We start from the raw sequence: 25,444 nt of genomic DNA, 5'->3' as shown, positions 1-25,444 counted from the left end.
AACGCCGGCGGGGCTTGAGCTTCCCGCCAGGCCGTAGAAGAAGGAGCCCCGCCCATGACAGCCGCTCCGCCACCGGAGGTGCTCCGCGCGCCGCTGGTCGTCGAGTTCCCGTTCACCCGCTCGCTCGGTCCCGTCCAGAGCGCCTTCCTCACCGGTCTGCGCGAACGCACCGTCCTCGGCGTGCGGACGAGCGACGACCGGGTACTCGTCCCACCCGTCGAGTACGACCCGGTCACCGCCGCCGAGCTGGGCGAACTCGTCGAGGTCGCCCAGCTCGGCACCGTCACCACCTGGGCCTGGAACCCCCGCCCCCGCCCGCAGCAGCCGCTCCCGACGCCCTTCGCCTGGGTGCTCGTCCGGCTCGACGGCGCGGACACCGCGCTGCTGCACGTCCTCGACGTGCCGGGCCCGGACGCCGTACGCACCGGCATGCGCGTGCGGATCCGCTGGGCCGGGGAACGCTCCGGCGCCATCACCGACATCGCCTGCTTCGAGCCGCACGACGGCTCCCACGACGGCGCGTACGACGGCTCCCGCCGCGGCGCCCCGCACAGCGGCACGTTCGCGAACCCGGTCACCGGCATCGTCACCCCCGCCCGGCTCGACTACACGTACGCGCCCGGCCGGGCCCAGACCGCGTACCTGCGCGCCCTCGCCGACCGCAGGACCGTGGGCGAGCGCTGCCCCTCCTGCCGCAAGGTGTACGTCCCGCCCCGCGGCGCCTGCCCCACCTGCGGGGTGGCCACCGAGGAGCAGGTCGAGGTCGGCCCGCGCGGCACCGTCACCACGTACTGCATCGTCAACATCAAAGCGAGGAACCTCGACATCGATGTGCCCTACGTCTACGCGCACATTGCCCTCGACGGCGCGGACCTCGCCCTGCACGGCCGGATCGGCGGCATCCCCTACGACCAGGTGCGGATGGGCCTGAGGGTCGAGCCGGTGTGGACCGACGGCGGCCGCTTCCCCGACCACTACCGGCCCACCGGTGAACCCGACGCCGACTACGACGCGTACAAGGAGCTGCTCTGATGAGGGACGTGGCGATCGTCGCCTTCGGGCAGAGCGACCACCGGCGGCGCACCGACGAGCTGTCGGAGGTCGAGATGGTCATGCCGGTCCTCCACGACGTCCTCGCGCAGACCGGCCTCCAGGCGAGCGACATCGGCTTCACCTGCTCTGGCTCCAGCGACTACCTGGCCGGCCGCCCCTTCTCCTTCACCATGACCCTCGACGGCGTGGGCGCCTGGCCGCCGATCTCCGAATCGCACGTCGAGATGGACGGCGCCTGGGCGCTCTACGAGGCCTGGGTCAAGATCCGGACGGGCGAGGCCGACACCGCCCTCGTCTACTCCTACGGCAAGTCCTCTCCGGGCGAGCTGCGCGACGTACTGACCCGCCAGCTCGACCCGTACTACCTGGCACCGCTGTGGCCCGACTCCGTCGCACTCGCCGCGCTCCAGGCCCGGGCGGTCATCGACGCGGGTGACGCGGACGAGCGGGAGTTCGCCGCCGTCGCGGCCCGCAGCCGTACGTCCGCCGAGGCCAACCCCCACGCCCAGCCGCGCGGTCCGGTGCCCGCCGGCGACGGCGGGGGTGTCCAGCCGACCAGGCCGGGCTCCCCCTACCTCGTCCAGCCGCTGCGCGCGGGGGACTGCGCACCCCTCGGTGACGGCGCCGCCGCCGTGATCCTCGCCGCCGGCGACACGGCACGCCGGCTCTGCCCGCGCCCCGCGTGGATCCGCGGCATCGACCACCGGATCGAGGCGCACAGCCTCGGCGTCCGCGACCTCACCGACTCACCGTCCACCCGGCTGGCCGCCGAGCGGGCCGGCGCCTTCGACCGGCCCGTCGACACCGCCGAACTGCACGCCCCCTTCACCTCCCAGGAGGTCGTACTGCGCAAGGCGCTGCGGCTCGGCCCCGAGGTGAACGTCAACCCGTCGGGCGGCGCGCTCGCCGCCAACCCGATGATGGCGGCGGGCCTCATCCGGCTCGGGGAGGCGGCGGCCCGTATCCACCGGGGCGAGTCCGACCGCGCGCTCGCCCACGCCACGTCGGGCCCGTGCCTGCAGCAGAACCTGGTCGCCGTCCTGGAGGGGGAGCAGTCATGAGCAAGGAGCCCGTGGCCGTCGTCGGCATCGGCCAGACCAAGCATGTCGCCGCCCGGCGCGACGTCTCCCTCGCCGGGCTGGTCCGGGAGGCCGCCCGGCGGGCCCTGGACGACGCGGGACTGGACTGGGCGGACGTCGACGCCGTCGTCATCGGCAAGGCCCCCGACTTCTTCGAGGGCGTGATGATGCCGGAGCTCTACCTCGCCGACGCGCTCGGCGCGGTCGGCAAGCCGATGCTCCGGGTGCACACGGCGGGCTCGGTCGGCGGCTCCACCGCGCTGGTCGCCGCCAACCTGGTCGCCGCGCGCGTCCACCGGACCGTACTGACCCTGGCGTTCGAGAAGCAGTCCGAGTCCAACGCGATGTGGGGCCTGTCCCTGCCCGTCCCGTTCCAGCAGCCGCTGCTGGCCGGCGCCGGCGGCTTCTTCGCCCCGCACATACGGGCGTACATGCGGCGCACCGGGGCGCCCGGCACGGTCGGCTCGCTCGTCGCGTACAAGGACCGGCGCAACGCGCTGAAGAACCCGTACGCGCACCTGCACGAGAAGGACATCACCCTGGAGAAGGTCCAGGCGTCCCCCATGCTGTGGGACCCGATCCGCTACTCGGAGACCTGTCCGTCCTCAGACGGTGCCTGCGCCATGGTCCTCACCGACCGGGCGGGCGCGGCTCGTTCGCCGTACCCGCCCGCCTGGGTGCACGGCGGCGCGATGCGCAGCGAGCCGACCCTCTTCGCCGGCAAGGACTTCGTCTCCCCGCAGGCCGGCAAGGACTGCGCCGCCGACATCTACCGCCAGGCCGGTGTCGCCGATCCGCGCCGGGAGATCGACGCCGTCGAGATGTACGTGCCGTTCTCCTGGTACGAACCGATGTGGCTGGAGAACCTGGGCTTCGCCGCCGAGGGGGAGGGCTGGAAGCTCACCGAGTCGGGAGTCACCGAGCTCGACGGCGACCTGCCCGTCAATCCGTCGGGCGGGGTGCTCTCCACCAACCCCATCGGGGCCTCCGGGATGATCCGCTTCGCCGAGGCGGCGCTTCAGGTGCGCGGCCGGGCGGGCGAACACCAGGTGGACGGCGCCCGCAAGGCGCTCGGCCACGCCTACGGCGGCGGGGCGCAGTTCTTCGCCATGTGGCTGGTCGGCTCCGAACCGCCTGCCTCCTGATCCGCCTGCCTCCTGATCCGCCGGCCGTGCGCCGGGCCGCGAGCACGTTCCGCGGCCTGTGCGCCACCGGTGGTGATGGCTAGTCTGGGCCCCGGACGACGAACCGGGAGGAGCACGCACGTGACCGAGAGCATGACGCAGCAGCCCCTTGCAGGTTGGGACAAGCCGGAGCTCGATCTCAGCCGGGCGGACTGGCGGTCGAGCAGCCAGGGAGCGGGTGATGTCCAGATCGCGTTCGTCGAGGGGTTCATCGCGATGCGCAATGGCGGCAAGCCCGAGAATCCGTCGCTGATCTTCTCCCCGGCGGAGTGGCGTGCGTTCGTCCTGGGCGCGCGCGACGGGGAGTTCGACCTCACCTGACCGCGGGGGCCGCCGCGTCCCGGTCCTTGCCGCGCTGTCGCTGCCGCCGCGCGCGGGCGTCGGCGACGGCGTACGGCAGGCCCGGGACCAGGAGCAGCACAGAGCCCCACAGCGGCATGCGGAAGAGCACCGCGTCGTCGGCCAGCCACACGGTCAGCAGGGCGGCAGCCAGGGCGGCGAGTTGGGCGACCAGCCAGCGCTTGCCGAGTCCGGAGCTTCCGCGGCGCATGTTCCAGGGGACGCTGACCATCGCGAGTACGGCGAAGAAGGCGATCCGGCCCGTGGAGACGGGCAGTTCCGTGGTCCAGCGGAAGAGGTGCCCGGCGAGAAGGATGCAGCCCGTGATGAAGACGAGCGTGGCGGCCACGCGCAGCAGCCGGGCGGGCAGCGGTGTACGGGCCCGGGCCCAGGCGGCGGCGAACGCCTTCACGTCCGTGCCGACCACCGTCTCGGCGTCACGTCCGTCGGCCGCGGCGTCCTGAAGGTGAGCGGCGAGCTCGTCGAGCATCTCGCGTATCGAGGCGTCGTCGATGCCCCGGTACTCCCAGTTGCTCTTGCAGACCGCAAGGATGCGCTCGTCCGTCATCATGTGGTTCCCCCCGTCGGTTCGGTGTCCAGAGTCCGGCCGACGGCAGCGGTGAAGTGCCGCCAGGCGACGCGGCCGCCCGTCAGTTCGGCACGTCCCGCGTCGGTCAGCCGGTAGTACTTGCGCGGTGCCCCGCCGCTCGCCGACGGGGCGCGGAAGGTGTCGACCAGGCCCGCCCGCTCCATCCGGGCCAGCAGCGGATAGATGCTGCCCTCGCTGACCAGCTCGAGTCCGTCGGCGGCCAGGGCTTCCACGAACTCGTAGCCGTAGCGCGGCCGTTCGGCGATCTTGGCGAGCAGGCACAGGTCGAGCACCCCGCGCAGCAGCTGACTGCGCCGTTGGTCAGCGGCGGCCGGCAGCTCCTTTGTCATGTGGTGCAAGGTAGTCGACCATTGCCATGCACCGCAAGGTAGTGCGGCCCTAGAGTGGAGGGCATGAGCGGCGAGAGTGATCTGCGAGAACTGCTGAGCGGCATGCGGCCCCGGCTGAACCCCGGCCGGTACGTGTTCACCACCACGACCGCCACCACGACCGCCACCTCGGCCGACGGTGCCATGGCGCGCGGGATCACCCCCGTCGTCACTGTCACCGAGGACGAGGGGCTCACTCTCGTCTTGCGCCAGGAGCAGGCCGACGCGGAGGGCCTGGCGTATGACTATGTCGCCGGATGGATCACGCTGCGCGTGCACTCCGCGCTCGACGCAGTCGGCCTCACCGCCGCCGTCGCCCGCGAACTCGCCGACGCCGGACTGAGCTGCAACGTCGTCGCCGGCTACCACCACGATCACCTCTTCGTGCCGTACGAGCGAGCGGCCGAGGCGGTGAGCCTGCTGGAGGCGCTGGCGGCGCGGTCCGGGGCCCCCGACGGGCCCCCGAACCCGGACGGGAAGGGCTGATCACGGGCCATCCGGATGGCCCGCCCCCGGATCCGGCAGGCGGCCGCGGGCACGTACCATGGCGGCATGTCCTTCCTCCGCCGCCGCAGCGCCGCCTCACCCGCGGGCCCGGATTTCGACGTCCTGGCCATGGACCCGGGCGACTGGCCGGGCAACCTCGGAGCCGGTCTGCTGCCCGCTCCCGACGGAAGCTGCCAGGGTGTCTTCCTGCGTTACGACCTGTTCGGCGGCCGCGGCCCCGCGATGATCATCGGAAACCTGCCCGAGGGCTCCCCGGCGCGCGAGCTCGCCGACAAGCAGGTGCCGTTCGAGGTGGCCCAGCTGCTGGTCGCCCTGGAGAACGACGAGGACATCGAGGTCGTCGGCACCGAGGACATGCCGGTGATGCAGGGCGACAACCTCCTGATCGTGCGGCGCGTCAAGCTCTCCGAGAGCCGTATCTCGTGTGTGCAGTTCGACCGGAGCGACAACGTGCTCGTCACCATCGCCAGCTGGGACCGGCCGATCACCGACGACCTGTACGCACTGCTGAAGCCGCTGCCGGCCGAGCTCTTCCAGCAGGGCTGACCCCACCGCAGCTGACCCCACCGCAAAAGAGACGGCGGTCCGTGTGGCGCCCGAACCTCGGGCACCGCACGGACCGCCGTCTCTTTTCCCGTCAGCGCGTGCCGACCGCCGCACGCAGGGCCCGGCGCGCCAGCGCGCAGTCGTCGTGCAGCCGCCGCAGCAGCAGCCGCTGCTCCTCGCCCGACGGCGGAACACCGACGGGGCCCGCCGGAGCCGGTGCCGCCGGGGCCGTGTCACGCAGGGAGCGCTGCACGGCCGTCTCGTACGTACGGATCTCCTTGGTCAGTACGAGCATCAGGTTGACCAGGAACGCGTCCCTTGCGGCCGGGCCGGCGGCCTGGGCCAGCTGGCTGATCTGGCGCCGCGCCACCGGGGCGTCGCCCAGTACGGCCCACAGAGTCGCCAGGTCGTAGCCCGGCAGGTACCAGCCCGCGTGCTCCCAGTCCACCAGCACCGGCCCGGCGGGGGAGAGGAGGATGTTGGAGAGCAGCGCGTCACCGTGGCAGAACTGGCTCATCGCCTGCTTCCCGCCCGTCTGCGCGAGACCGTGCAGCAGCTTCTGCAGATCCCCCAGATCCCGGTCGGTGAGCAGACCCAGCTCGTGGTAGCGGGAGATCCGGGACGCGTAGTCGAGCGGCCTGCCGAACATCTCGGCGGGCGGCCGCCACAGACTGATCCGGCAGATGGCCCCGAGGGCGGCCCGTACGTCCGCGCGGGGCGGAGCCTCGGCGGGGTGTCGCTGGAGGGCCGCCACCCGGCCCGGCATCCGCTCGATCACCAGCGTGCAGTTCTCGGGATCCGCCGCGATGAGCCGCGGCGCCCGCACGGGCGGACGGTGCCGGACGAAGGCGCGGTACGCCGCTATTTCGTGCCGGTACCGCTCGGCCCACGCGGGGGAGTGGTCCAGTAAACACTTGGCGACCGCGGTCGAGCGGCCTGTGGTGCCGACGAGCAGTACGGACCGTCCGCTGCGGCGCAGTACCTGGACCGGATTGAACTCCGGGCAGATGCGGTGCACCGAGGCGATCGCCGTGCGCAACTGCCCGCCCTGGGGGCCGGACAAGTCGAGTCTCCCGCTGAGGGGTTGGGTGCCTGGCCCCGGGGTTCGCCGCGGCCGGCCGGCGGTGAGTGCGGCGGCTGCCGGACGGTTGGGGTCGAGATAGGGACCGCTGCCCGCCGGGAAGGAACGGTGCGGCCGGGGCGGGGCGGACACGGAGGACGATGCTGTGTACATGGGTGGTACAGATCCCTTCGTGCGCCGACAAGTTACGTGCGCTGCCCCGGCCGGCGGCCGTACTTCACCCTGGGGAATGCGGTCCGGCCGCCGGACGGGGTGGCGCGTTCCTACCTGACACCCGCCCGCGGGTGGCACACCATCTGGCGCACCCTGGCGAACCCTGGCGAATAGTCCCAGCGCATCTGACAGGGGGTTAATGTCGAACTCAGCCGAGAACCTGGGGGCTTGAAGTGACCGGAGAACCCAACACCCGCCTGTCCGACCTGTTCGGCCTCGCCGGCTGGTCCAAGGGCGAACTCGCGAGACTGGTCAACCGGCAGGCGGCGGCCATGGGCCACCCGCAGCTGGCGACCGACACCTCGCGGGTGAGGCGCTGGATCGACATGGGCGAATCGCCCCGCGATCCCGTGCCCAAGGTGCTGGCAGCTCTGTTCACCGAGCGACTCGGCCGTGTCGTGACCATCGAGGACCTCGGGTTCGGCCGGCACGGGCGTACAGCAAGACGGCGCGACGTCGGGAAGCCGGACAACCCCGACGGCCTGCCGTGGGCGCCCGAACGGACGGCGGCGGTCCTCACCGAATTCACGGGAATGGACCTCATGCTCAACCGACGCGGCTTGGTGGGCGCGGGCGCCGCGCTCGCCGCAGGCTCCGCACTCAGCAGCGCCATGCACGACTGGCTCCACACCGATCCGTCCCTCACCGCCGACTCCCTTTCGGGCGCCCCCCGTTTCGACGATCCCCTGAACGCCGACCCCGCCGGGTTCGACCGCTACGAGGCCGCCCCCATCGGGTCGCAGGAGATCGAGGCACTGGAGCGTTCGGTCGAGGTCTTCCGCGCCTGGGACGCGTCGCGTGGCGGCGGTCTCCAGCGCAAGGCCGTGGTGGGGCAGCTCAACGAGGTGGGCGGCATGCTCGCCTACCACCACCCCGACCATCTTCAGCGCCGCCTCTGGGGCGTCGCCGCCAACCTGGCGGTGCTCGCGGGCTGGATGTCCCACGACGTGGGCCTGGAACCCACCGCCCAGAAGTACTTCGTGATCGCCGCCCACGCGGCCCGCGAGGGCGGCGACCGGCCCCGCGCGGGCGAAGCCCTCTCCCGGGCTGCCCGGCAGATGGTCCACCTCGGCAAGCCGGACGACGCCCTGGACCTGATGAAGCTCGCCAAGTCCGGCTCGGGCGAGCAGACGCTGCAGCGCACCCGTGCCATGCTGCACACCATCGAGGCCTGGGCGCAGGCGTCGATGGGACGCGGCCAGGCGATGCGGCGCACCCTCGGCGAGGCGGAGGAACTCTTCGTCTCTGACAAGGGCGATGTACCGCCGCCCAGTTGGATGCAGATGTTCGACGAGGCGGACATGCACGGCATGCAGGCGCTCGCCTTCCGTACGCTCGCGGAGCACGATCCCTCCGCCGCGGCCACCGCGCAGCGGCACGCCAAGGAGGCCCTCAAGCTCCGGGAGAACGGCCGGCAGCGTTCGAAGATCTTCGACTACATCTCGCTCGCCTCGGCCTGCTTCATCGCCGACGACCCCGAACAGGCCGACCGCTACGCGAGGCTGGCCCTGGTGTCGATGGGGGAGACCTCCTCGCACCGCACCTGGGACCGGCTGCGCGAGATGTACCGGCTCACCGGCCAGTACGCGGGCTACGCGAAGATCGAGGACCTGCGCGAGGAGATTCAGCTGGCTCTGCCGAAGAGCCCGGCCAGGAGGAGCAGGACCTCGGAGATCTGACCGAACTGGCCGAACTGGCCGAACTGGCCGAACTGGCCGAACCGATCAGGACGTACGCCTACGAACCGATCCGGGCGACCAGCACACACGCGTCGTCCTCGCGCTCGGTCTCACCGAACTCCTCCACGACCGCCCGCACGCACTCCTGCGCGCTGCGCGCCACGGCGAAGCGCGGTGCGAGAGCCAGCAGCCGGTCGGGCCCGCCCGTCTCGCTGAACTGCACACTCCGGGCCGACAGTCCGTCCGTGTGCAGCACCAGCACATCACCGGGCCGGAGCTGTTCCTCGGCCTGCCCGTACGTGGCACCGGAGGTCGCCCCAAGCAGTACGCCCTCCGGCGGTGCCAGCGCCCGCCCCGTCCCGCCGCGGAACAGCAGCGGGGCGGGGTGGCCGGCCTGCGACCAGCTGAACGTCCGGGTCGCCGGGTTGTAGCGGCAGCACACCGCGCTGCCCAGCGCCGGCTGCACCGAGGTTTCGAGGAGCTGGTTGAGCCAGCCCATCAGCGGGCCGGGCTGAATGCCCGCCACCGCCATTCCGCGCAGTGCCCCGAGCAGCATCGCCATCCCGGAGGTGGCCGTCACACCGTGCCCGGTCAGGTCTCCGACCGTGAGCATCGACTGGCCGTCGGGCAGTTCGAGCGCGTCGTACCAGCCGCCGCCGATCAACGCGCTGCTGGCCGACGGCAGATAGTGCGCGGCCAGATCCAGCGCGCCCGGCCCGCCCTGCGGGAGTTGCACGGGGCCGCGCCAGGGCGGCAGTACGGCCTCCTGGAGTTCCACTGCGAGCCGGTGCTCGGTCTGCGCGATCTGCTGCTGGCGCTGAAGCGAGTCACGGGTCTCGCGCACCGTCCGCTGGCTGCGGCGCAGTTCGCTGACGTCGCGCAGGACCGCCCACATGGACGCGGTGCCACCGTCCTGGTCGAGCACCGGCTCGCCCATCATGTGCAGCGTCCGCACGCAGCCGTCGGTGCGCACGATGCGGAACTCACCGTCTATCGGCTTCCCGTCGACCAGGCAGTCCGTGACCATGGCGGTCAGCACACCCTGGTCCTCCGCGAACAGCATCGACGGCAGTTCGTCCAGCGACAGCGGACCGTTCTCCGGCGAGCGCCCGAAGATCTGGAACAGCTCGTCGGACCAGCTCACCTCGTCGTTGAGCAGATTCCACTCCGCGCTGCCCACCCGGCTGAGCAGAGAACCCTGCCCGGACCCGGGCGGCGTCACCGCGCCGGAGAGGGGTGGCGCCGCGGCCGTCTCCTCGGCGCGCGGGGGCGGCAGCCCTTCCTTGAGCTGTCCCAAGTGCTCGCCCAGATCATCGAGATGATGGACCGCCAGGTCGCACAGCGCCCGCTGCCAGCGGCCCTGCGCATCGTCGTCGTCCACCACGGCATCGCGGCGCACCGCGTCCACGCCTCCGCGCAGTCTGCGGGTCTGCGTGATCAGTGCGTCCAGGGAGCCGTGCTCCGGTGGCTGTGCGGCGTGACGGTCCGCGAACAGATGGGACGGCATCTCGTACTCCGATACAGGCGCGGTACGGCCAGGTCCGTCGAGAGGACCAGTGACGACTGTTGCACAGGCAGCGATGGCGTGTAAGGGATTCGGCAACACCCGTTACGGTGGTGCCTCTGGCATATGCCAAAGGACTTCCGGTGACCTTGCCCAACGATCCTGTGCCGCCTGGTCAGCCGACCGGAACCAGCGTGAGATAGGCGAGCCCGAGAATACCGCGATAGCCACGCAGCCAGGACGCACGGTGCCGGTCCAGCCGCTCCCGGGTCGCCGCTGCCGAGGGGTGATCGGCATGGCCGGCGAGCCACTCCTCCGCGGCCGCCTGGTAACCGGACTCGAACTCCTCCCATTCGTCGTTGTTCGCCGTCTCGATCCACTCCGGACGGAACCCGGCCTCGACCGCCGCCGCCACCAGACCGGCAAGGTCCTGATGGTCGTGCGCGCGGGCGTCGGGCCACATGGCGGCCAGTTCGGCGGGCGAGGGAGCGCGCTCCCAGAAGCCCTCGCCGAACAGGACCCGGCCGCCGGGCGCGACCATCCGGCGCAGGGCGCGCAGCGCCTCGGCGGTCTGACGCGGCGGCTCGGCGTCGCTGAGGGCCTGCCCGGCACCGACGCACAGCACCAGGTCGGCGGGTCCCCGGGCCGTATCACGGGCGGACTCCTCGGCGAACTCGACGCGTGCGGCGAGTCCGCGGGCCGCGGCGTTCTTGCGTCCGCGAGCCAGATCGACGGCGTCGAGGTCGATCCCGAGACCGGTGGCGCCGGGCGCGGCGTCGAGGATACGGAGCATCAACTCGCCCCAGCCGCAACCGATGTCAAGGACGGTGGCAGGGCCGCCGACGGTCGTGAGCCGCGTCGTGAGCGGCGTCGTGAGCCGGGAGACGAGCCGCGCGGCGCGGGCCTCGGAGAGCGGACCGTGGAAAGTGAGCCGGGAGAGCCGGGGCGGGAGGTCGGTGTCGGTCATGAGCGGGGACGCTAGCCGCCGGGCTCCCGGTGCGGACAGCGAATATCGCCGGCGCGCGCGCCACGCGCGGTGTCCGCCAGGCGTGGGCGGCCCGCTCATGGGGCAGAGACACGCTGGCGGCGTAAAGGAGAGCCGTCATCACCCGACAGGGGGGATCTCATGGGGCGGCAGACCGACTGGCAGTTCCTGGACGACCGCGGGCACCTGGCCGCGGCTGCGCGCCCACCGGTGCGGGTCGTCGCGTACATACAGGCGGGCGCGACCCTCTTCGACCACGGCATACGGCCGGCCGGTCTCTTCGGCTCCCTCCACGACGGCGACGGCCCCGACCCCGTGAAGGCGGGCTCGTTACCACTCGCGGACCTCGCCTATCTCGGCTCGGGCGGCGCACTCGACGCCGACGCGCTGCTGCGCGTGGCGCCCGACCTGGTGGTGGCCGTCACGTACGGCGGCGGACAGGTCTACGGCATCGACGCCGAGACGGCGAAGCACGTCGAGGAACGCGTGCCGGTGGCCGTCATCGACGTCGGCCCGGGACGCTCGCTCGGTGAACTGCGCGACCGGTTCACCGCACTCGCCCGCTCGCTCGGAGCGGAGGCGGGCCCGCCGGCCGAAGCGGAACTCGACCGCGCCACGCACCGGCTGCGGACCGCGGCCGACCAGGCCCCCGTCCCCCGCGTGCTGGCCCTCTCACCCGCCGGCCCGGACTCCGTCCACCTCGCCAGGCCACCGGCCTGGCCCGACCTGCGGGCGCTCACCGACCTGGGCGTCACGCTGGTGGAACCGGCACCGGGTCCCGGCACCGGCTGGTCCACGACCGGATGGGCCGACGTGGTGGCGCTGGAACCGGACATCGTGCTCACCGACGCCCGGGCGAACGCCGGCCCCGTCGAGGAGCTCCACGGCGTGCCCGACTGGCGCGCGCTCGAGGAGCGGGCGCGGTTGGTGCCGTGGAATCCGGAGGTCCCGTGCAGCCATGCCGCGCACGCGCGCTTCCTGCACACCGTGACCGATGCCGTCGAGGCGTCCGGGCGCGCCAGGTCCTGAGAGCGGGCCGCCGCCCGGACCGGCCCGACCGGGCCGGCCGGGACCGAAGAGTGCAAGGTCACAGTCGTCGACCCTGCTGAGGCGTCAGGGCGCTGGCCTAGCATGCGGGCATGACGGTCATGCCTGACGACGGGCTCTCCCTGGCCGCCGAATTCCCGGACGCGACCCACGAGCAGTGGCAGAGCCTTGTCGAAGGCGTGCTGCGCAAGTCGGGCGCCCAAGATGTCTCGGGGACGGCGGCCGAGGACGCTTTGTCCACTGCGCTCCAGGACGGGCTCTCCACCCGCCCGCTGTACACCGCGCCGCCCACCGGTGGCGGCGACCTCGGCTACCCCGGCTTCGCGCCGTTCACCCGAGGGGGCAGGCCCGAGGGCGGTGTCGTCTCGGGCTGGGACGTACGGCAGCGGCACGCCCGGCGCGACCCCGCCCGGACCAACGAAGCCGTTCTCGCCGACCTCGAGAACGGGGTCACCTCCCTGTGGCTGTCCGTGGGCGCCGCCGGTGTGCCGGTGTCCGGTCTGAGTGCCGCCCTGGACGGCGTCTACCTCGACCTGGCACCCGTCGTGCTGGACGCGGGAGCCGACTTCGACCCCGCGGGGCGCGAGCTGCTCCGGCTCTACGCCGAGCGCCAGGTGCCGGCGCGGGACGCACGCGGCAACCTCGGGGCCGACCCGCTCGGCCATGTGGCGCGTACCGGCCGGGAGTCCGGCCTGGACGAGCGGTCGGCCGCGGCCGCCGCCCTGGCCCAGCTGTGCCACCGCGACTTCCCGGGCGTACGGGCCCTCACCGTGGACGCGCTGCCGTATCACGAGGCCGGCGGGTCCGCCGCCGAGGAGCTGGGCTGCTCGCTCGCCACCGCCGTTGCCTACCTGCGGGAGCTCACCGCGGCCGGACTGTCCGTCGAGGCGGCCTGCGCACAGCTGGAGTTCCGGTACGCGGCCACCGCGGACCAGTTCCTGACCATCGCCAAGTTCCGTGCCGCCAGGCGGCTGTGGGCCCGGGTGGCGCACGCCTGCGGCGCGCCCGAGGCCGGTGCGCAGCGCCAGCACGCGGTGACGTCCTCGGTGATGATGTCCCGCCGCGACCCGTGGGTGAACATGCTGCGGACCACGGTCGCCGCGCTGGGCGCCGGAGTCGGCGGCGCCGACGCCGTCACGGTGCTTCCGTTCGACCACGCGCTCGGCCTGCCGGACGCGTTCGCCCGCAGGATCGCCCGTAACACCTCCACGATCCTGGTGGAGGAGTCGCACCTCGCCCGGGTCGTCGACCCGGCCGGCGGCTCCTGGTACGTCGAGCAGCTCACCGGTGAACTCGCCCGCGCGGCATGGTCCTGGTTCCAGGAGATCGAGCGGGCGGGCGGCCAGGCGGCCGCGCTGCGCGGCGGACTGGTGGCCGAGCGGCTGGCGAGCACCTGGGAGACCCGCTCCGGTGAACTGGCCCGCCGGCGCGAGCCCGTCACCGGCGTGAGCGAGTTCCCGAACCTGGCGGAGGCCCCCGTCGAGCGGGAGCCGGCACCGGCCGAGGAGGCCGGCGGCCTGCCGCGGGTCCGCCGTGACGAGGCATTCGAAGCCCTGCGAGCCCGCTCCGACGCCCATCTGGCCGCCACCGGAGCCCGCCCGCGGGTGTTCCTGGCGGCGCTGGGACCGGCCGCGGCGCACACGGCGCGCGCGGCGTTCGCCGCCAACCTCCTCCAGGCCGGCGGGATCGAGCCCGTGCACGATCCCGTCTCGGTCGACCCGTCGTCGGCCGCCGGGGCGTTCACCCGCAGCGGCGCCGCGGTCGCGTTCCTGTGTTCCAGCGACAAGCTCTACGCCGAGCAGGCCGGGCCCGTTGCCGGGGCTCTCAAGTCCGCGGGAGCACGCCGGGTGTTCCTCGCCGGGCGGCCGGGCGAACACCGCGAGGAGTTCCAGCGGGCCGGAGTCGACGCGTTCGTGTTCGCGGGCGGCGACGCGGTGGCTGTTCTCTCTTCCGTACTCGATGACTTGGGAGTGGCGTGATGCAGGCCGGTACGGAACAGCCGGGAGCGGTCCCCGACTTCTCCGGCGTCGAGCTGGACCCGGACGACGCCACGCCCGGCCAGGGTGCGGACCAGTGGCGTACGGCCCTGAAGGAGAGCACCGGCAAGGGCGAGGACGAGCTGGTGTGGCAGACCCCCGAGGGCATCGGGGTCAAGCCGCTGTACACCGGGCAGGATCTGGAGGGCCTCGACTTCCTGTCCACGTACCCGGGCATCGCGCCGTATCTGCGCGGCCCGTACCCGACGATGTACGTCAACCAGCCGTGGACGATCCGGCAGTACGCCGGCTTCTCCACCGCCGAGGAGTCCAACGCCTTCTACCGGCGCAACCTCGCGGCCGGACAGAAGGGCCTGTCGGTCGCCTTCGACCTGCCGACCCACCGCGGATACGACAGCGATCACCCCCGGGTCACCGGTGACGTCGGTATGGCGGGTGTCGCCATCGACTCGATCTACGACATGCGGCAGCTGTTCGACGGCATCCCGCTGGACCGGATGAGCGTGTCGATGACGATGAACGGCGCGGTGCTGCCCGTTCTCGCGCTGTACATCGTGGCCGCCGAGGAGCAGGGCGTACCGCCCGAGAAGCTGGCCGGGACCATCCAGAACGACATCCTCAAAGAGTTCATGGTCCGCAACACCTACATCTATCCGCCCCAGCCCTCGATGCGGATCATCTCGGACATCTTCGCCTACACCTCGCAGAAGATGCCGCGCTACAACTCCATCTCCATTTCCGGCTACCACATCCAGGAGGCCGGAGCCACGGCCGACCTGGAGCTGGCCTACACCCTCGCCGACGGCGTGGAGTACCTGCGGGCCGGGCTGGACGCCGGACTGGATGTGGACGCGTTCGCCCCGCGCCTTTCGTTCTTCTGGGCGATCGGCATGAACTTCTTCATGGAGGTCGCCAAGCTGCGCGCGGCCCGCCTGCTGTGGGCCAAGCTGGTCAGGCGCTTCGAGCCCAGGAACGCCAAGTCGCTCTCGCTGCGCACCCATTGCCAGACCTCCGGCTGGTCGCTGACCGCCCAGGACGTCTTCAACAACGTGACCCGTACCTGTGTGGAGGCGATGGCCGCCACCCAGGGGCACACCCAGTCGCTGCACACCAACGCACTGGACGAGGCACTGGCGCTGCCCACCGACTTCTCCGCCCGCATCGCCCGTAACACCCAGCTGCTGCTCCAGCAGGAGTCCGGCACCTGCCGGGTGATCGACCCTTGGGGCGGCAGCGCGTACGTCGAGCGGCTCACCCACGATCTCGCCCGCCGCGCCTGGCAGCACATCGAGGAGGTCGAGGCGGCCGGCGGCATGGCGAAGGCCATCGACGCCGGCATCCCGAAGCTGCGGGTGGAGGAGGCCGCGGCCCGTACCCAGGCGCGTATCGATTCCGGCCGGCAGCCCGTCATCGGTGTCAACAAGTACCGGGTGGACAGCGACGAGCAGATCGACGTGCTGAAGGTCGACAACTCCTCCGTGCGCGCCCAGCAGATCGAGAAGCTGCGCCGGCTGCGCGCGGAGCGGGACGAGGCGGCCTGCCAGGAGGCGCTGCGGGCGCTGACCGCGTCCGCGGAGCGCGGCGCCGGCCGGGACGGGGGACTGGAGGGCAACCTGCTCGCCCTCGCCGTCGACGCCGCCCGCGCGAAGGCGACGGTCGGTGAGATCTCCGACGCCCTGGAGAAGGTGTACGGCCGGCACGCCGGGCAGATCCGTACCATCTCCGGTGTGTACCGCAACGAAGCCGGCAGCTCGCCCGCCGTCGAGCGCACCCGGGGCCTGGTCGAGGCGTTCGAGACGGCCGAGGGCCGCCGGCCCCGCATCCTGGTCGCCAAGATGGGCCAGGACGGCCACGACCGCGGCCAGAAGGTGATCGCCACCGCCTTCGCCGACCTGGGCTTCGACGTCGACGTCGGCCCGCTCTTCCAGACCCCGGCGGAGGTGGCACGGCAGGCCGTCGAGGCGGACGTGCACATCGTCGGCGTCTCCTCGCTGGCGGCCGGGCACCTCACCCTCGTACCGGCGCTGCGCGAGCAGCTCGCCGCCGAGGGCCGGGAGGACATCATGATCGTCGTGGGTGGTGTGATCCCGCCGCAGGACGTCGAGACGCTCCACCAGGCCGGAGCCGCCGCGGTCTTCCCGCCCGGCACGGTGATCCCGGATGCCGCCCACGACCTGGTGAGCACCCTGGCCGCCGCGCTCGGCCACGAGCCGGCCGCTCCCGGCCACGAGCGGTGAGCCGATGCCACCCACCATCGACATCGACACCTATGTCAAGGGCGTGCTGGACGGTTCACGGGCGTACATCGCCCGCGCCATCACGCTCGTCGAGTCCACCCGGGCCGACCACCGGGAGCTGGCGCAGCGGCTGCTGACCGCGCTGCTGCCGCACGCCGGCGCGGCGCGCCGGGTCGGCATCAGCGGTGTCCCGGGGGTGGGGAAGTCCACCTTCATCGACGCGCTCGGCACCTTCCTCACGGGCCGCGGCCACCGGGTCGCCGTACTCGCGGTGGACCCGTCCTCCAGCCGGACCGGCGGCTCCATTCTGGGCGACAAGACCCGGATGGAGCGCCTCGCGGTGGACCCGGCGGCGTTCGTCCGGCCCTCGCCGACCTCGGGCACGCTCGGAGGTGTGGCGCGGGCGACCCGGGAGAGCGTGATCGTGGTGGAGGCCGCCGGCTTCGACGTGGTGCTCGTGGAGACCGTGGGCGTCGGCCAGTCCGAGACGGCGGTCGCCAACATGGTGGACTCCTTCCTGCTGCTCAGCCTCGCGCGGACCGGTGACCAGCTCCAGGGCATCAAGAAGGGTGTGCTGGAGCTGGCCGACGTGATCGCCGTCAACAAGGCCGACGGACCGCACGAGCGAGACGCCAGGTCCGCCGCGCGTGAACTCGCCGGTGCGCTGCGCCTCATGCATCCGGCCGACGCCGCGTGGACGCCTCCGGTGCTCAGTTGCAGCGCGCGGGAGGGCAGCGGACTGGACGCGGTGTGGGACCGGCTGGAGCAGCACCGGGCCGTACTGGACGCGAGCGGCCGGCTGGCCCGCAAGCGCAGCGACCAGCAGGTCGACTGGACCTGGACGATGGTCCGCGACCACCTGCTGGACCACTTGCGCGCGCACCCCGGGGTGCGCCGGCTCGCCCCGGAGCTCGAACAGCAGGTCCGCGACGGGGCACTGACCGCGACGCTGGCCGCCGACCGGTTGATCGGCGCGCTCGAACTGCCCGGCTGAGCGAACGCGCCGCCGCCCGCGGCACGGCCGTCGCGGCTGCGCGGCGGCCGGTGCCGGGTGACCATGGCAGAGGGGTTGTCATGCCACCGGGCCCGGCTGGAGGTCATACGGCGTATGGGCGTACTTCTGCCGGTCGTCTTCGCGGTGGCCGCGGCACTCAGCAACGCTTTCGCCACCGTGCTGCAGCGCAGTGCCGCGCTCACCGTGCCACAGTCCGAGGGTTTCCGGCCGGGCCTGCTGCTCGACCTGCTGAGGCGTCCGGTCTGGCTGGCCGGCATCGGCGCCGTCGTCGCCGCCGGCGTCTGCCAGGCGGTGGCCCTCGCGACCGGGCCGCTGTCGCTCGTTCAGCCGCTGTTCGTGCTGGAGCTGCCGCTCGCGCTGCTGGTCGCCTCGCTGCTGATGCACCATCGGCTGCCCCGCGCCGGCTGGGTGGCCGTGGCCTGCGTGGTGGTGGGCCTCGGGATCGCCCTGGCGGCGGCTTCACCGTCCGGGGAGCGTACGCACGTACCACTCGACCGGTGGATCCCCGCCCTGGTCCTCTGCGTGGCGGCCATGGCGGCTCTCGCCGTGGCCGCTCTGCGGCGGCCCCCGGGCCGGTTCCGTGCGGCGTGCCTCGGCGCGGCCACGGCCATCGGGTACTCGCTGACCGCGGCGCTGATGAAGGCCGCCACCCACATCCTGGACGACGAGGGTCTGGGTGCCTTTCTCACCGCGTGGCAGACCTACGCTTTCGGGGCGGCGGGCCTGTGCGCCCTGCTGCTGTTCGAACACGCGATGCAGGGAGGCCCCCTCGTGGCCTCCCAGCCCGCACTCACCCTGGGCGACGCGCTGGTGAGTCTGACTCTCGGCGTGACGCTCTACGAGGAGCACGTCCGGGCCGGCTGGTGGCTGCTGCCCGAGCTGCTCGGTGTCGGGCTGATCGCCTTCGGCGCGGTGGCACTCGCCCGGATGCCGTTCACGCAGTCCCTGGTCGGCGATCCCGAATCTGGGATAGATTCTCGTTTGTGAGAACTTCTGAGGGCCAGGTTTCTGAGGACCAGGTCGAGAGCCGACTGGCGAGCCGGCTCGCCGAGCTCCGGGTGGAGCGCGGCTGGTCGCTGGACGAACTGGCACGGCACACCGGCGTGAGCCGCTCCACGCTGTCGCGGCTGGAGCGGGCGGAGATCAGTCCGACTGCCGCGCTGCTGGGCAAGCTGTGCGCCGCGTACGAGCGCACCATGTCCCGGCTGCTGGCCGAGGTGGAGTCGGAGTCGCCGCAACTGGTCCGGTCCGACGGCCAGTCGGTGTGGCGGGACGAGGCGTCGGGCTTCATCCGGCGGTCGGTGTCGCCGCCCAGCCCCGGGCTCCGGGGCGAGGTCGTCGAGGGCGTCCTGCGGCCGGGCGCGGACATCTCGTACGACGGACCGCCCGTTCCGGGCCTGGAGCAGCACATCTGGGTGCTGGACGGCGAGCTTGAGGTCACCGCGGGGGACGCAGTGCACGCGCTCCGGGCGGGGGACTGCCTGCGGTTCCGGCTGTGGGGCCGCTCGCGCTTCCGCTGCCCGGGTCCCGCCCCGGTCCGTTACGCCGTGTTGATCGTCCAGCCCTGAGCCGGCCGCCGGGCCCCCGAAGGAGCACCCCGATGTACACCGTCACCCGCCTGTCCGCCGCAGGCTTCCGCGGCAGCGTGAGGAACCTCGCCGACCTCCTCACGGACGCCGTGGACGGCGGCGCGTCGCTCGGCTTCCTGTCCCCGCCCGACGCCCCCTTCGACCAGGACGCGGCGGCGGCCTGGTGGCTCGGCCTGCTGCCCGCGGTTGCCGACGGCAGCCTCACCGTCTGGGTCGCGGACGGCCCGGACGGCATCGCGGGGACCGTGAGCCTCGCCCTGAACCCCAAGCCCAACGGCCGGCACCGCGCCGAGATCGTCAAGCTGGTGGTCCACCGCGACGCGCGCGGCCGGGGCCTCGCGCGGGCACTCCTCGCCGCCGCCGAAGAGGCCGCCGTACACGCCGGAGTCACCCTCCTGATGCTCGACACCGAGACCGGCAGCGCCGCCGATCACCTCTACGGCGCCACCGGCTGGACCCGCTACGGCATCGTCCCCGATTACGCCGCCGACCCGGCGGGCGCCCTTCAGGACTGCAGCTTCTACTACAAGCGGCTCACCCGACAGCCGCCGCGGCCCCGGGACAGCCGCTACGAGACGTAGAGCGGCACCGGGTTGACCTCGGTGACCGGGTGGCCGGCCCGCTCGTGGATCCGCATCACCGCTTCCTTCGAGGGAGCCTCGGACAGGCAGTACACCGTTCCCGACTCCGGGTCCGCCCATGCCTGCTCGAAGTGCACCCCTTCCTCGCTCTCGATCGCGACGTCCGCGCGGTGCGCCGCCGAGAGCTGTTCGGCCGTAATGCCCTGCATGCCGTGGTGGACATCCATGTACTTCGTCATCGCCCGCCACCTCCGGTTCGTCGTCGGCCGGTTGCCTGTTTCCATGGTGCGCGCGCCACCGCCCAGGTGCGATCCGACAGCCCGATCACTCCCGCCGGACGGTGCGGAGTCGGTACGCTACCTGCCGGTAGCGCCGGAGAGACTCCGGTGGCGGGGCGGGCGAGGGGCGGAGCTCTCATGGCGGATCACGGCAGACGCCGGTTCCTCACCTATCTGGTCGCGGCACCGACGCTGGCCGTGGCCACCCGGTTCGGACTCGACGGCGTCGCGGCGCCCACCGCCCACGCCGTCGTACCCACGCCACCCGCTCCGGCCGATCTGGTCGACCTCGGGGACGTGCTGATCCTGGCCGGGGCGCCGACCGCCGGCATGCTGGTCCTGCGGATCGACGAGGACGGCCTCGTACGGTTCCGGCTGCCCCGCGAGGAGGTCGGCCAGGGGCTGACGACCGCCGTCGCGATGCTGGTGGCCGAGGAACTCGACGTACCACTGGCCCGGGTCCGGGTGGAACTCGACGACGCCCGGCCGGAGTTGCTGTTCAACCAGCTGACCGGCAGCTCCAACTCCATCCGCTCGCTGTACGACCCGGTACGGCACACCGCGGCGGCCGCCCGGGCCCGCATGGTCGCCGCGGCCGCCGAGCGGTGGGCCGTACCGGCGCGCGAGCTGGTGACCCGGGACGGCGCCGTCGTCGCACCGGACGGCCGCACCGCCGGGTACGGATCCCTGGCCGCCGCGGCCGCCGCGCCCGCCCTCGGCGCACTGACCGCCACTCCCAAGCCGGAGTCCGCGCACACACTCGTGGGCACCCCGACCTCCCGTATCGACGCGCGGGCGATGGTCACCGGCCGCCAGGAGTACACCCTCGACCTCGATGTCCCGGGCGCCAAGCCCTGCATGGTGCGCCGGCCGCCCACGCTCGGCGGCACCGTGCGGGCGGTACGCAACGAAGCCGCGGTCCGGGCCATGCCGGGCGTCCTCGACGTCGTCGTCATCCCGACGGGCGTCGCCGTGGTCGCCGAGACCTTCGGCCAGGCCCTCGACGGCAAGAACGCCCTGGACGTCGCCTGGGGTCCCGGCACCGTCGACTCGCTCTCCGACGACGGCATCCGCGCACGGCTCCGGGCGGCCACCGCGCCCCTGGTCGTACCCCCGCTCCTCACCGCCCATCTCGACGCCGAGTTCGATTTCGCCTTTGTCAGCCACGCACCGCTGGAGACCAACTCGGCCGTCGCGGACGTCCGGGCCGACCGGGCGACGGTCTGGTCCGGGCTGAAGTCGCCCATCGTCGCCCAGCAGACCATCGCGGCGGCCCTCGGACTGCCGGTGGACAAGGTCACCGTCCATGTCGTGCAGGCCGGCGGATCCTTCGGCCGGCGGCTGTTCTTCGACGCGGCGCTCGAAGCCGCCCAGGTGTCCAGGGCGAGCGGGCGGCCGGTACGGTTGATGTGGTCCCGGATCGACGACACGCGGCACGGACGGATGCGCCCCGCCACCCACCACAAGATCCGCGCCACCTTCGTGCTCGGCCAGGTGCTCTCCTTCGAGCACCGGGTCGCCGCCGTGGAGACCGACTTCCGGCACGGCCTCGGCGAGATCCTCACCGCGACCGCCGCGAGCCTGCCGCCGGGCATCGGCAACGCCGGTTTCGCGCAGACCCTCTTCCTGACGACGGTGAAGTCGCCCTACCACTTCGGCCTGACCACCCAGGTGCTCACCGAGGTGCCCCTGAAGATGCCCACCGCGTCGTGGCGTTCGGTGTACTCGGCCAACACGCGCGGGGCGGAGGAGATCGTCGTCGACGAGCTCGCCGCCAAGCTGGGCAAGGACCCGGTGGCGTTCCGGCGCGCCTTCCTGAAGACGGCCGCACAGCGCGCCGTGCTGGACAAGGTGGCCGCGGAGGGCGACTGGGGCCGGGACCTGCCCGCCGGCTGCGCCCAGGGCGTCGGCTTCCACGAGGAGTACAAGTCGCGTACGGCCTGCCTCGTCGAGATCGACGCGCGGGACCGCGCCCGTCCGCGGGTCACCAAGGCGGTGATCGCCGTCGACGTCGGCCGGCCGGTCAATCCGCGCGGGCTGGAGGCGCAGCTGCTGGGCGGGCTGACGGACGCCATCTCCACCACGCTCCGGGCCGGCTTGCACATCGACAAGGGGCTGCCGCTGGAGGGCAGTTACTCGCAGTTCCACTACGCGCGGCAGAAGGATTCGCCGCCCGATGTCCGGATCTTCGTCCTGCCCGCCACCGGCGAGCCGGGCGGAGCGGGAGAGCTCGGGGTGCCGGCCGCGGTCGGTGCGATCGCCAACGCCTACGCCCGGGCGACCGGCACCCGGCCCCGCCGGTTCCCGGTCGACTTCGACGTCGACTTCACCCCGTTCCCGCGCTAGCCAGGTCCTGGAGCCCGCCATGCCGTCCCACACCTTCACCGTCAACGGCCGGTCCGTCACCGTCGACGCGCCCGACGACCTGCCCCTGCTGTGGGCCCTGCGCGACCTGCTCGGCATCCGTGGGCCCAAGTACGGCTGCGGCATCGACGTATGCAAGGCCTGCACCAGCCATCTGGACGGTGAGGCGGTACGGCCGTGTGTCGTGCCGGTCTCCGAGGCGGCCGGCCGTGAGGTCACCACCATCGAGGGCCTCGCGGACGGCGAACGACTGCACCCGGTGCAGGAAGCATGGCTGGAGCAGGACGTCGCCCAGTGCGGGTACTGCCAGCCCGGTCAGATCATGGCCGCGGTGGCGCTCCTGAAGCGTACGAAGAACCCGACGGACGCGGACATCGACGCGATCGCGAACGTGTGCCGCTGCGGCACCTACTTCCGTATCCGTGAGGCGATCCGGAGCGCGGCGCGGAAAATGGCCTGACCGGGAGGTGTCCGGTCGGTCAGACCGGACGCACCGACGCGCGGACCGGGCGTCCCGGCTGGAGCGTGAGTCCCGTCCTGGGCGGGACATCCCCGGGACCGGTGTCGAGATGGAAGCGCCGGGCGAGCGTGGCCAGCACGAGCACGGCCTCCACCATGGCGAACCGCGCCCCCAGACAGGCCCGGGCGCCGCCGCCGAACGGGAACCAGGCATGGTCGGGCACGGCGGGCGAGGCACCGGCCGCCCAGCGTTCGGGCCGGAACGCCTCGGGGTCCGGGAACCAGCGGGGGTCGCGGTGCGTGCTCCACTGGCTGCACCACAGTACGGTGCCAGGCTTGACGGGCCGTCCGCCCAGGGTGGATCCGTCCTGGGCGATGCCGGTCATCAGCCATACGGGAGGGTAGAGCCGCAGGGTCTCCTTCACCACCTGCTCGGTCCAGGGCAGTCGGCCCAGATTGTCGAAGCACGGCGCGCGCCCCGCCAGTACTCGGTCGAGCTCCTCGGTCAGCCGGGCACGGGCGCCGGGATTGCGGGACAGCAGGTACCAGGCCCAGGTGAGGGTGGTGCCGGTGGTTTCGTGGCCGCCTATGTAGAGGGTGACCGCCTCGTCCCGGACCTCCTTGTCGGTGAGCGGCAGGCCGTCCTCGTCGCGCGCGGCCAGCAGCCTGCTCAGCAGGTCGTCACGCTCCTCGGCCATCCGGCGCCGCTCCCCGGTCACGCGCGCGACCTCGCGGTCGATGACCGCGACGGCGGCCTTCAGCCGGCGGCGGCCGGGGGTGGGGACCCGGGGCGGCAGAAACAGCGTGAGGCCGCGGAACTCGTCCCCGATCGCGCGCTGGGCGACGTCCATGGCCGGCCCGATCACGTCCTCGCGCCCGGCGGTGTCACCGCCGAAGAGGGTGCGTACGGCGATGCGCTGGGTGAGCGCCAGCATCTCCCGCCGTACGTCGATCTGTTGACCGGGAGACCAGGTCCCGGCCAGCTCGGTGGCGCATTCGGTCATCGTCCCGGCGTACGCGCGGACCTGGCGCGGGCGCACGGCTGGCTGGACCAGGGCCCGCTTACGGCGCCACGCCGGCCCCTCCGAGGTGACGACGCCGTCGCCGAGTACGAGCCTGAAGGCCCAGCCGAGTTCGGGATGGCGGAAGACGGTCTCGATGCCGGTGAGCAGCTCCCCGATGTGCTCGGGCCGGGACAGGAACAGGGCGCGCTGCGGCCCGAGCCGCCACTCGACCACATCGCCGCGGCCGCGCAGCCGGGTGAAGAAGCCGAGCGGGTCGCGCGCGAAGGCGGGCAGGTTGCCGAGGCCCGGCAGCCTGCGGGGGCCGCGGACGGGCGCGGTGACAGGGGGTGTTCCCGTGGTCCGAGAGGTCATGGCCCCCATCACATCGCGGAACCGCGGCCGCCGCCAGGGAGCGTCGGCGCGGCGGCCGCGTGCCCGTGCCGAGACAGCGGCCCGACTGCCCAACAGGCGGGCCGCAAGCCTCCGTTGCCGCTGTACCGCTGTACCGCTCACACCTGTGTGCTGCTCACGGGCTCCTGGACCTCCGACGACGAGCGGCGCCCATTCACCGCCCGGCGTCTTCGCAACCGGGTCACCACCGGCTCCGTCCAGCGGGCGGCCAAGGGCCCCAGGACGACCAGGATCAGTACGTACGCAGTGGCGATCGGCCCGATCTGTGGCTGGACGCCCACCGCCAGCCCCGCGATCACGATGGAGAACTCGCCGCGTGCGACGAGTGTGCCGCCCGCCCGGAGCCGGCCGCGGCGGCCGATGCCCGCGCGGCGCGCCGCGTACCAGCCCGTGAAGATCTTGCTGACCGTGGTGACGAGCGCGAGTGCCAGCGCGGGCAGCAGAACCGGCGGGATCGCCGCGGGATCGGTCGACAGCCCGAAGAAGACGAAGAACACCGCGGCGAACAGGTCCCGGAGCGGGGTGAGCAGCTTGCGCGCCCCTTCGGCCACTTCGCCGGACAGGGCGATCCCGACGAGGAACGCGCCGACCGCCGCCGAGACCTGGAGCTGCTGGGCGATCCCCGCCACCAGGACGGTCAGCCCCAGGACGACCAGCAGCAGCATCTCCGGATTGTCCGAGGAGACCGCGCGGCTGATCAGCCGCCCGTGCCGGAGCGCGAGGTAGAGGACGACACCCACCGCGCCGAGCGCGATCAGCAGGGTGATGCTGCCGCCGGCCAGCCCGACCCCGGCGAGCAGGGCGGTGAGCAACGGCAGGTACACGGCCATGGAGAGGTCCTCGATGACGAGGATGCCCAGGATCACGGGGGTCTCGCGATTGCCGAGCCGGCCCAGATCGGTGAGGACTTTGGCGATGACCCCGGAGGAGGAGATCCAGGTGACGCCGGCCAGGGCGACCGCGCCCACCGGCCCCCAGCCCAGGATCAGCGCGGCGACCGCTCCGGGCAGCGCGTTGAGGACGAAGTCGACGGCGCCGGAGGGGTACTGGGTTCTGAGGCTGCCGACGAGTTCGGAGGCGCTGTACTCCAGGCCGAGGAGCAGGAGCAGCAGGATCACACCGATCTCGGCGCCGACGGCCACGAAGTCCTCGCTGGCGGCCAGCGGCAGCAGCCCGCCATGGCCGAAAGCGAGACCGGCGAGCAGGTAGAGGGGTATCGGGGACAGTCCGATCCGGCCGGCGACCCGGCCGATCAGGCCCAGGGCGAGGATGATCGCGCCGAGTTCGATCAGCAGCGTGGTCGTGTTGTGCACG

At 72.6% G+C, this 25,444-nt stretch carries 24 protein-coding genes; 16 read left to right on the top strand and 8 right to left on the bottom strand.

Translation table 11 applies throughout. The features are described from left to right. Positions 1-54: 54 nt before the first annotated feature. The 4 genes from ACWV17_RS13265 (at position 55) to ACWV17_RS13250 (ending at position 3,637) form a co-directional block, all read left to right on the top strand. Positions 55-1,032, top strand: coding sequence for a Zn-ribbon domain-containing OB-fold protein (locus ACWV17_RS13265; RefSeq protein WP_455359835.1), 978 nt, complete (start codon positions 55-57; stop codon positions 1,030-1,032). Beyond that, positions 1,032-2,114, top strand: coding sequence for a thiolase domain-containing protein (locus ACWV17_RS13260; RefSeq protein WP_455359834.1), 1,083 nt, complete (start codon positions 1,032-1,034; stop codon positions 2,112-2,114). The genes ACWV17_RS13265 and ACWV17_RS13260 overlap by 1 nt, the downstream gene beginning before the upstream one ends. After that, entirely contained in the window at positions 2,111-3,277 is a 1,167-nt protein-coding gene (locus tag ACWV17_RS13255; RefSeq protein ID WP_455359833.1) for a thiolase domain-containing protein, read from the top strand. Before ACWV17_RS13260 ends, ACWV17_RS13255 begins: the two co-directional genes overlap by 4 nt. Before the next feature lie 132 nt (positions 3,278-3,409). Continuing rightward, positions 3,410-3,637 (top strand): DUF397 domain-containing protein, encoded by a 228-nt coding sequence (locus ACWV17_RS13250; protein ID WP_455354932.1) that lies wholly within the window; start codon positions 3,410-3,412, stop codon positions 3,635-3,637. On the opposite strand, the gene ACWV17_RS13245 is transcribed toward ACWV17_RS13250, so the two are convergent. Then, a complete protein-coding gene (locus tag ACWV17_RS13245; RefSeq protein WP_455359832.1) occupies positions 3,630-4,226 on the bottom strand; it encodes a hypothetical protein in 597 nt (198 codons plus the stop codon). The two genes, ACWV17_RS13250 and ACWV17_RS13245, sit on opposite strands and share 8 nt — an antisense overlap. After that, entirely contained in the window at positions 4,223-4,594 is a 372-nt protein-coding gene (locus ACWV17_RS13240) for a PadR family transcriptional regulator (protein ID WP_455354855.1), read from the bottom strand. The genes ACWV17_RS13245 and ACWV17_RS13240 overlap by 4 nt, the downstream gene beginning before the upstream one ends. Positions 4,595-4,657: 63 nt before the next feature. Here ACWV17_RS13240 and ACWV17_RS13235 point away from each other — a divergent pair, with 63 nt between their 5' ends. Further along, complete coding sequence (locus ACWV17_RS13235; protein ID WP_455359831.1) at positions 4,658-5,119, top strand: ACT domain-containing protein; 462 nt, start codon at positions 4,658-4,660, stop codon at positions 5,117-5,119. Positions 5,120-5,185: 66 nt separating this feature from the next. Beyond that, the gene (locus ACWV17_RS13230) at positions 5,186-5,686 is read left to right on the top strand and encodes a hypothetical protein (RefSeq protein ID WP_366074773.1); all 501 of its coding nucleotides are present in this window, start codon (positions 5,186-5,188) and stop codon (positions 5,684-5,686) included. A 91-nt stretch (positions 5,687-5,777) separates the two neighbouring features. On the opposite strand, the gene ACWV17_RS13225 is transcribed toward ACWV17_RS13230, so the two are convergent. Continuing rightward, positions 5,778-6,920: an aminoglycoside phosphotransferase family protein gene (locus ACWV17_RS13225; protein WP_455359830.1), complete on the bottom strand. Its 1,143-nt coding sequence runs from the start codon at positions 6,918-6,920 to the stop codon at positions 5,778-5,780. Positions 6,921-7,153: 233 nt separating this feature from the next. Between ACWV17_RS13225 and ACWV17_RS13220 the strand changes: the two genes are divergently transcribed. Then, on the top strand, positions 7,154-8,659 hold the full coding sequence (locus ACWV17_RS13220; RefSeq protein ID WP_455359829.1) for a DNA-binding protein NsdB: 1,506 nt from the start codon (positions 7,154-7,156) through the stop codon (positions 8,657-8,659). A gap of 58 nt (positions 8,660-8,717) precedes the next feature. Here the strand turns inward: ACWV17_RS13220 and ACWV17_RS13215 are convergent, their stop codons facing one another. Both ACWV17_RS13215 and ACWV17_RS13210 read right to left on the bottom strand, forming a co-directional pair. Then, positions 8,718-10,166 (bottom strand): PP2C family protein-serine/threonine phosphatase, encoded by a 1,449-nt coding sequence (locus ACWV17_RS13215; RefSeq protein WP_455359828.1) that lies wholly within the window; start codon positions 10,164-10,166, stop codon positions 8,718-8,720. Positions 10,167-10,338: 172 nt separating this feature from the next. Further along, the gene (locus ACWV17_RS13210; protein ID WP_455359827.1) at positions 10,339-11,130 is read right to left on the bottom strand and encodes an SAM-dependent methyltransferase; all 792 of its coding nucleotides are present in this window, start codon (positions 11,128-11,130) and stop codon (positions 10,339-10,341) included. Positions 11,131-11,289: 159 nt separating this feature from the next. Between ACWV17_RS13210 and ACWV17_RS13205 the strand changes: the two genes are divergently transcribed. The 7 genes from ACWV17_RS13205 to ACWV17_RS13175 all read left to right on the top strand — a co-directional run bounded on the left by ACWV17_RS13205 (position 11,290) and on the right by ACWV17_RS13175 (position 19,614). Continuing rightward, entirely contained in the window at positions 11,290-12,177 is an 888-nt protein-coding gene (locus tag ACWV17_RS13205; protein WP_455359826.1) for an ABC transporter substrate-binding protein, read from the top strand. 110 nt (positions 12,178-12,287) lie between these two features. After that, positions 12,288-14,174, top strand: coding sequence for a methylmalonyl-CoA mutase family protein (locus ACWV17_RS13200; protein WP_455359825.1), 1,887 nt, complete (start codon positions 12,288-12,290; stop codon positions 14,172-14,174). Then, complete coding sequence (gene scpA, locus ACWV17_RS13195; RefSeq protein ID WP_455359824.1) at positions 14,174-16,429, top strand: methylmalonyl-CoA mutase; 2,256 nt, start codon at positions 14,174-14,176, stop codon at positions 16,427-16,429. Before ACWV17_RS13200 ends, scpA begins: the two co-directional genes overlap by 1 nt. Before the next feature lie 4 nt (positions 16,430-16,433). Then, positions 16,434-17,423, top strand: coding sequence for a methylmalonyl Co-A mutase-associated GTPase MeaB (gene meaB / locus ACWV17_RS13190; protein ID WP_455354845.1), 990 nt, complete (start codon positions 16,434-16,436; stop codon positions 17,421-17,423). A 114-nt stretch (positions 17,424-17,537) separates the two neighbouring features. After that, positions 17,538-18,431 (top strand): DMT family transporter, encoded by an 894-nt coding sequence (locus tag ACWV17_RS13185; protein WP_455359823.1) that lies wholly within the window; start codon positions 17,538-17,540, stop codon positions 18,429-18,431. Continuing rightward, a complete protein-coding gene (locus tag ACWV17_RS13180; protein WP_455359822.1) occupies positions 18,428-19,012 on the top strand; it encodes a helix-turn-helix domain-containing protein in 585 nt (194 codons plus the stop codon). The genes ACWV17_RS13185 and ACWV17_RS13180 overlap by 4 nt, the downstream gene beginning before the upstream one ends. A gap of 32 nt (positions 19,013-19,044) precedes the next feature. Then, the gene (locus tag ACWV17_RS13175; protein WP_455359821.1) at positions 19,045-19,614 is read left to right on the top strand and encodes a GNAT family N-acetyltransferase; all 570 of its coding nucleotides are present in this window, start codon (positions 19,045-19,047) and stop codon (positions 19,612-19,614) included. Here the strand turns inward: ACWV17_RS13175 and ACWV17_RS13170 are convergent. Further along, entirely contained in the window at positions 19,602-19,853 is a 252-nt protein-coding gene (locus ACWV17_RS13170; RefSeq protein ID WP_455354841.1) for an SCO4226 family nickel-binding protein, read from the bottom strand. The genes ACWV17_RS13175 and ACWV17_RS13170 overlap by 13 nt on opposite strands. A gap of 177 nt (positions 19,854-20,030) precedes the next feature. Here ACWV17_RS13170 and ACWV17_RS13165 point away from each other — a divergent pair, with 177 nt between their 5' ends. Together ACWV17_RS13165 and ACWV17_RS13160 are read left to right on the top strand one after the other, a co-directional pair. Then, entirely contained in the window at positions 20,031-22,238 is a 2,208-nt protein-coding gene (locus ACWV17_RS13165) for a molybdopterin cofactor-binding domain-containing protein (protein WP_455359820.1), read from the top strand. Between the two features lie 19 nt (positions 22,239-22,257). Continuing rightward, entirely contained in the window at positions 22,258-22,716 is a 459-nt protein-coding gene (locus tag ACWV17_RS13160; RefSeq protein ID WP_455354839.1) for a (2Fe-2S)-binding protein, read from the top strand. Between the two features lie 19 nt (positions 22,717-22,735). On the opposite strand, the gene ACWV17_RS13155 is transcribed toward ACWV17_RS13160, so the two are convergent. Both ACWV17_RS13155 and ACWV17_RS13150 read right to left on the bottom strand, forming a co-directional pair. Beyond that, a complete protein-coding gene (locus ACWV17_RS13155; RefSeq protein WP_455359819.1) occupies positions 22,736-24,100 on the bottom strand; it encodes a cytochrome P450 in 1,365 nt (454 codons plus the stop codon). A 128-nt stretch (positions 24,101-24,228) separates the two neighbouring features. Continuing rightward, on the bottom strand, positions 24,229-25,443 hold the full coding sequence (locus tag ACWV17_RS13150) for a cation:proton antiporter (protein WP_455359818.1): 1,215 nt from the start codon (positions 25,441-25,443) through the stop codon (positions 24,229-24,231). Between the last annotated feature and the right edge of the window lies 1 nt (position 25,444).

The organism is Streptomyces mabaensis (assembly GCF_053763515.1).
The sequence above is the reverse complement of the archived record's forward strand: the minus strand, read 5'-3'. Positions and strand labels throughout refer to the sequence as shown.

What these genes read in the sequence shown, in the direction of transcription:
- ACWV17_RS13265 (WP_455359835.1), top strand. Translation starts at nt 55, where the DNA reads ATGACAGCCGCTCCGCCACCGGAGGTGCTCCGCGCGCCGCTGGTCGTC.
- ACWV17_RS13260 (WP_455359834.1), top strand. Translation starts at nt 1,032, where the DNA reads ATGAGGGACGTGGCGATCGTCGCCTTCGGGCAGAGCGACCACCGGCGG.
- ACWV17_RS13255 (WP_455359833.1), top strand. Translation starts at nt 2,111, where the DNA reads ATGAGCAAGGAGCCCGTGGCCGTCGTCGGCATCGGCCAGACCAAGCAT.
- ACWV17_RS13250 (WP_455354932.1), top strand. Translation starts at nt 3,410, where the DNA reads ATGACGCAGCAGCCCCTTGCAGGTTGGGACAAGCCGGAGCTCGATCTC.
- ACWV17_RS13245 (WP_455359832.1), bottom strand. Translation starts at nt 4,226, where the DNA reads ATGATGACGGACGAGCGCATCCTTGCGGTCTGCAAGAGCAACTGGGAG.
- ACWV17_RS13240 (WP_455354855.1), bottom strand. Translation starts at nt 4,594, where the DNA reads ATGACAAAGGAGCTGCCGGCCGCCGCTGACCAACGGCGCAGTCAGCTG.
- ACWV17_RS13235 (WP_455359831.1), top strand. Translation starts at nt 4,658, where the DNA reads ATGAGCGGCGAGAGTGATCTGCGAGAACTGCTGAGCGGCATGCGGCCC.
- ACWV17_RS13230 (WP_366074773.1), top strand. Translation starts at nt 5,186, where the DNA reads ATGTCCTTCCTCCGCCGCCGCAGCGCCGCCTCACCCGCGGGCCCGGAT.
- ACWV17_RS13225 (WP_455359830.1), bottom strand. Translation starts at nt 6,920, where the DNA reads ATGTACACAGCATCGTCCTCCGTGTCCGCCCCGCCCCGGCCGCACCGT.
- ACWV17_RS13215 (WP_455359828.1), bottom strand. Translation starts at nt 10,166, where the DNA reads ATGCCGTCCCATCTGTTCGCGGACCGTCACGCCGCACAGCCACCGGAG.
- ACWV17_RS13210 (WP_455359827.1), bottom strand. Translation starts at nt 11,130, where the DNA reads ATGACCGACACCGACCTCCCGCCCCGGCTCTCCCGGCTCACTTTCCAC.
- ACWV17_RS13205 (WP_455359826.1), top strand. Translation starts at nt 11,290, where the DNA reads ATGGGGCGGCAGACCGACTGGCAGTTCCTGGACGACCGCGGGCACCTG.
- ACWV17_RS13200 (WP_455359825.1), top strand. Translation starts at nt 12,288, where the DNA reads ATGACGGTCATGCCTGACGACGGGCTCTCCCTGGCCGCCGAATTCCCG.
- scpA (WP_455359824.1), top strand. Translation starts at nt 14,174, where the DNA reads ATGCAGGCCGGTACGGAACAGCCGGGAGCGGTCCCCGACTTCTCCGGC.
- meaB (WP_455354845.1), top strand. Translation starts at nt 16,434, where the DNA reads ATGCCACCCACCATCGACATCGACACCTATGTCAAGGGCGTGCTGGAC.
- ACWV17_RS13185 (WP_455359823.1), top strand. Translation starts at nt 17,538, where the DNA reads ATGGGCGTACTTCTGCCGGTCGTCTTCGCGGTGGCCGCGGCACTCAGC.
- ACWV17_RS13175 (WP_455359821.1), top strand. Translation starts at nt 19,045, where the DNA reads ATGTACACCGTCACCCGCCTGTCCGCCGCAGGCTTCCGCGGCAGCGTG.
- ACWV17_RS13170 (WP_455354841.1), bottom strand. Translation starts at nt 19,853, where the DNA reads ATGACGAAGTACATGGATGTCCACCACGGCATGCAGGGCATTACGGCC.
- ACWV17_RS13165 (WP_455359820.1), top strand. Translation starts at nt 20,031, where the DNA reads ATGGCGGATCACGGCAGACGCCGGTTCCTCACCTATCTGGTCGCGGCA.
- ACWV17_RS13160 (WP_455354839.1), top strand. Translation starts at nt 22,258, where the DNA reads ATGCCGTCCCACACCTTCACCGTCAACGGCCGGTCCGTCACCGTCGAC.
- ACWV17_RS13155 (WP_455359819.1), bottom strand. Translation starts at nt 24,100, where the DNA reads ATGGGGGCCATGACCTCTCGGACCACGGGAACACCCCCTGTCACCGCG.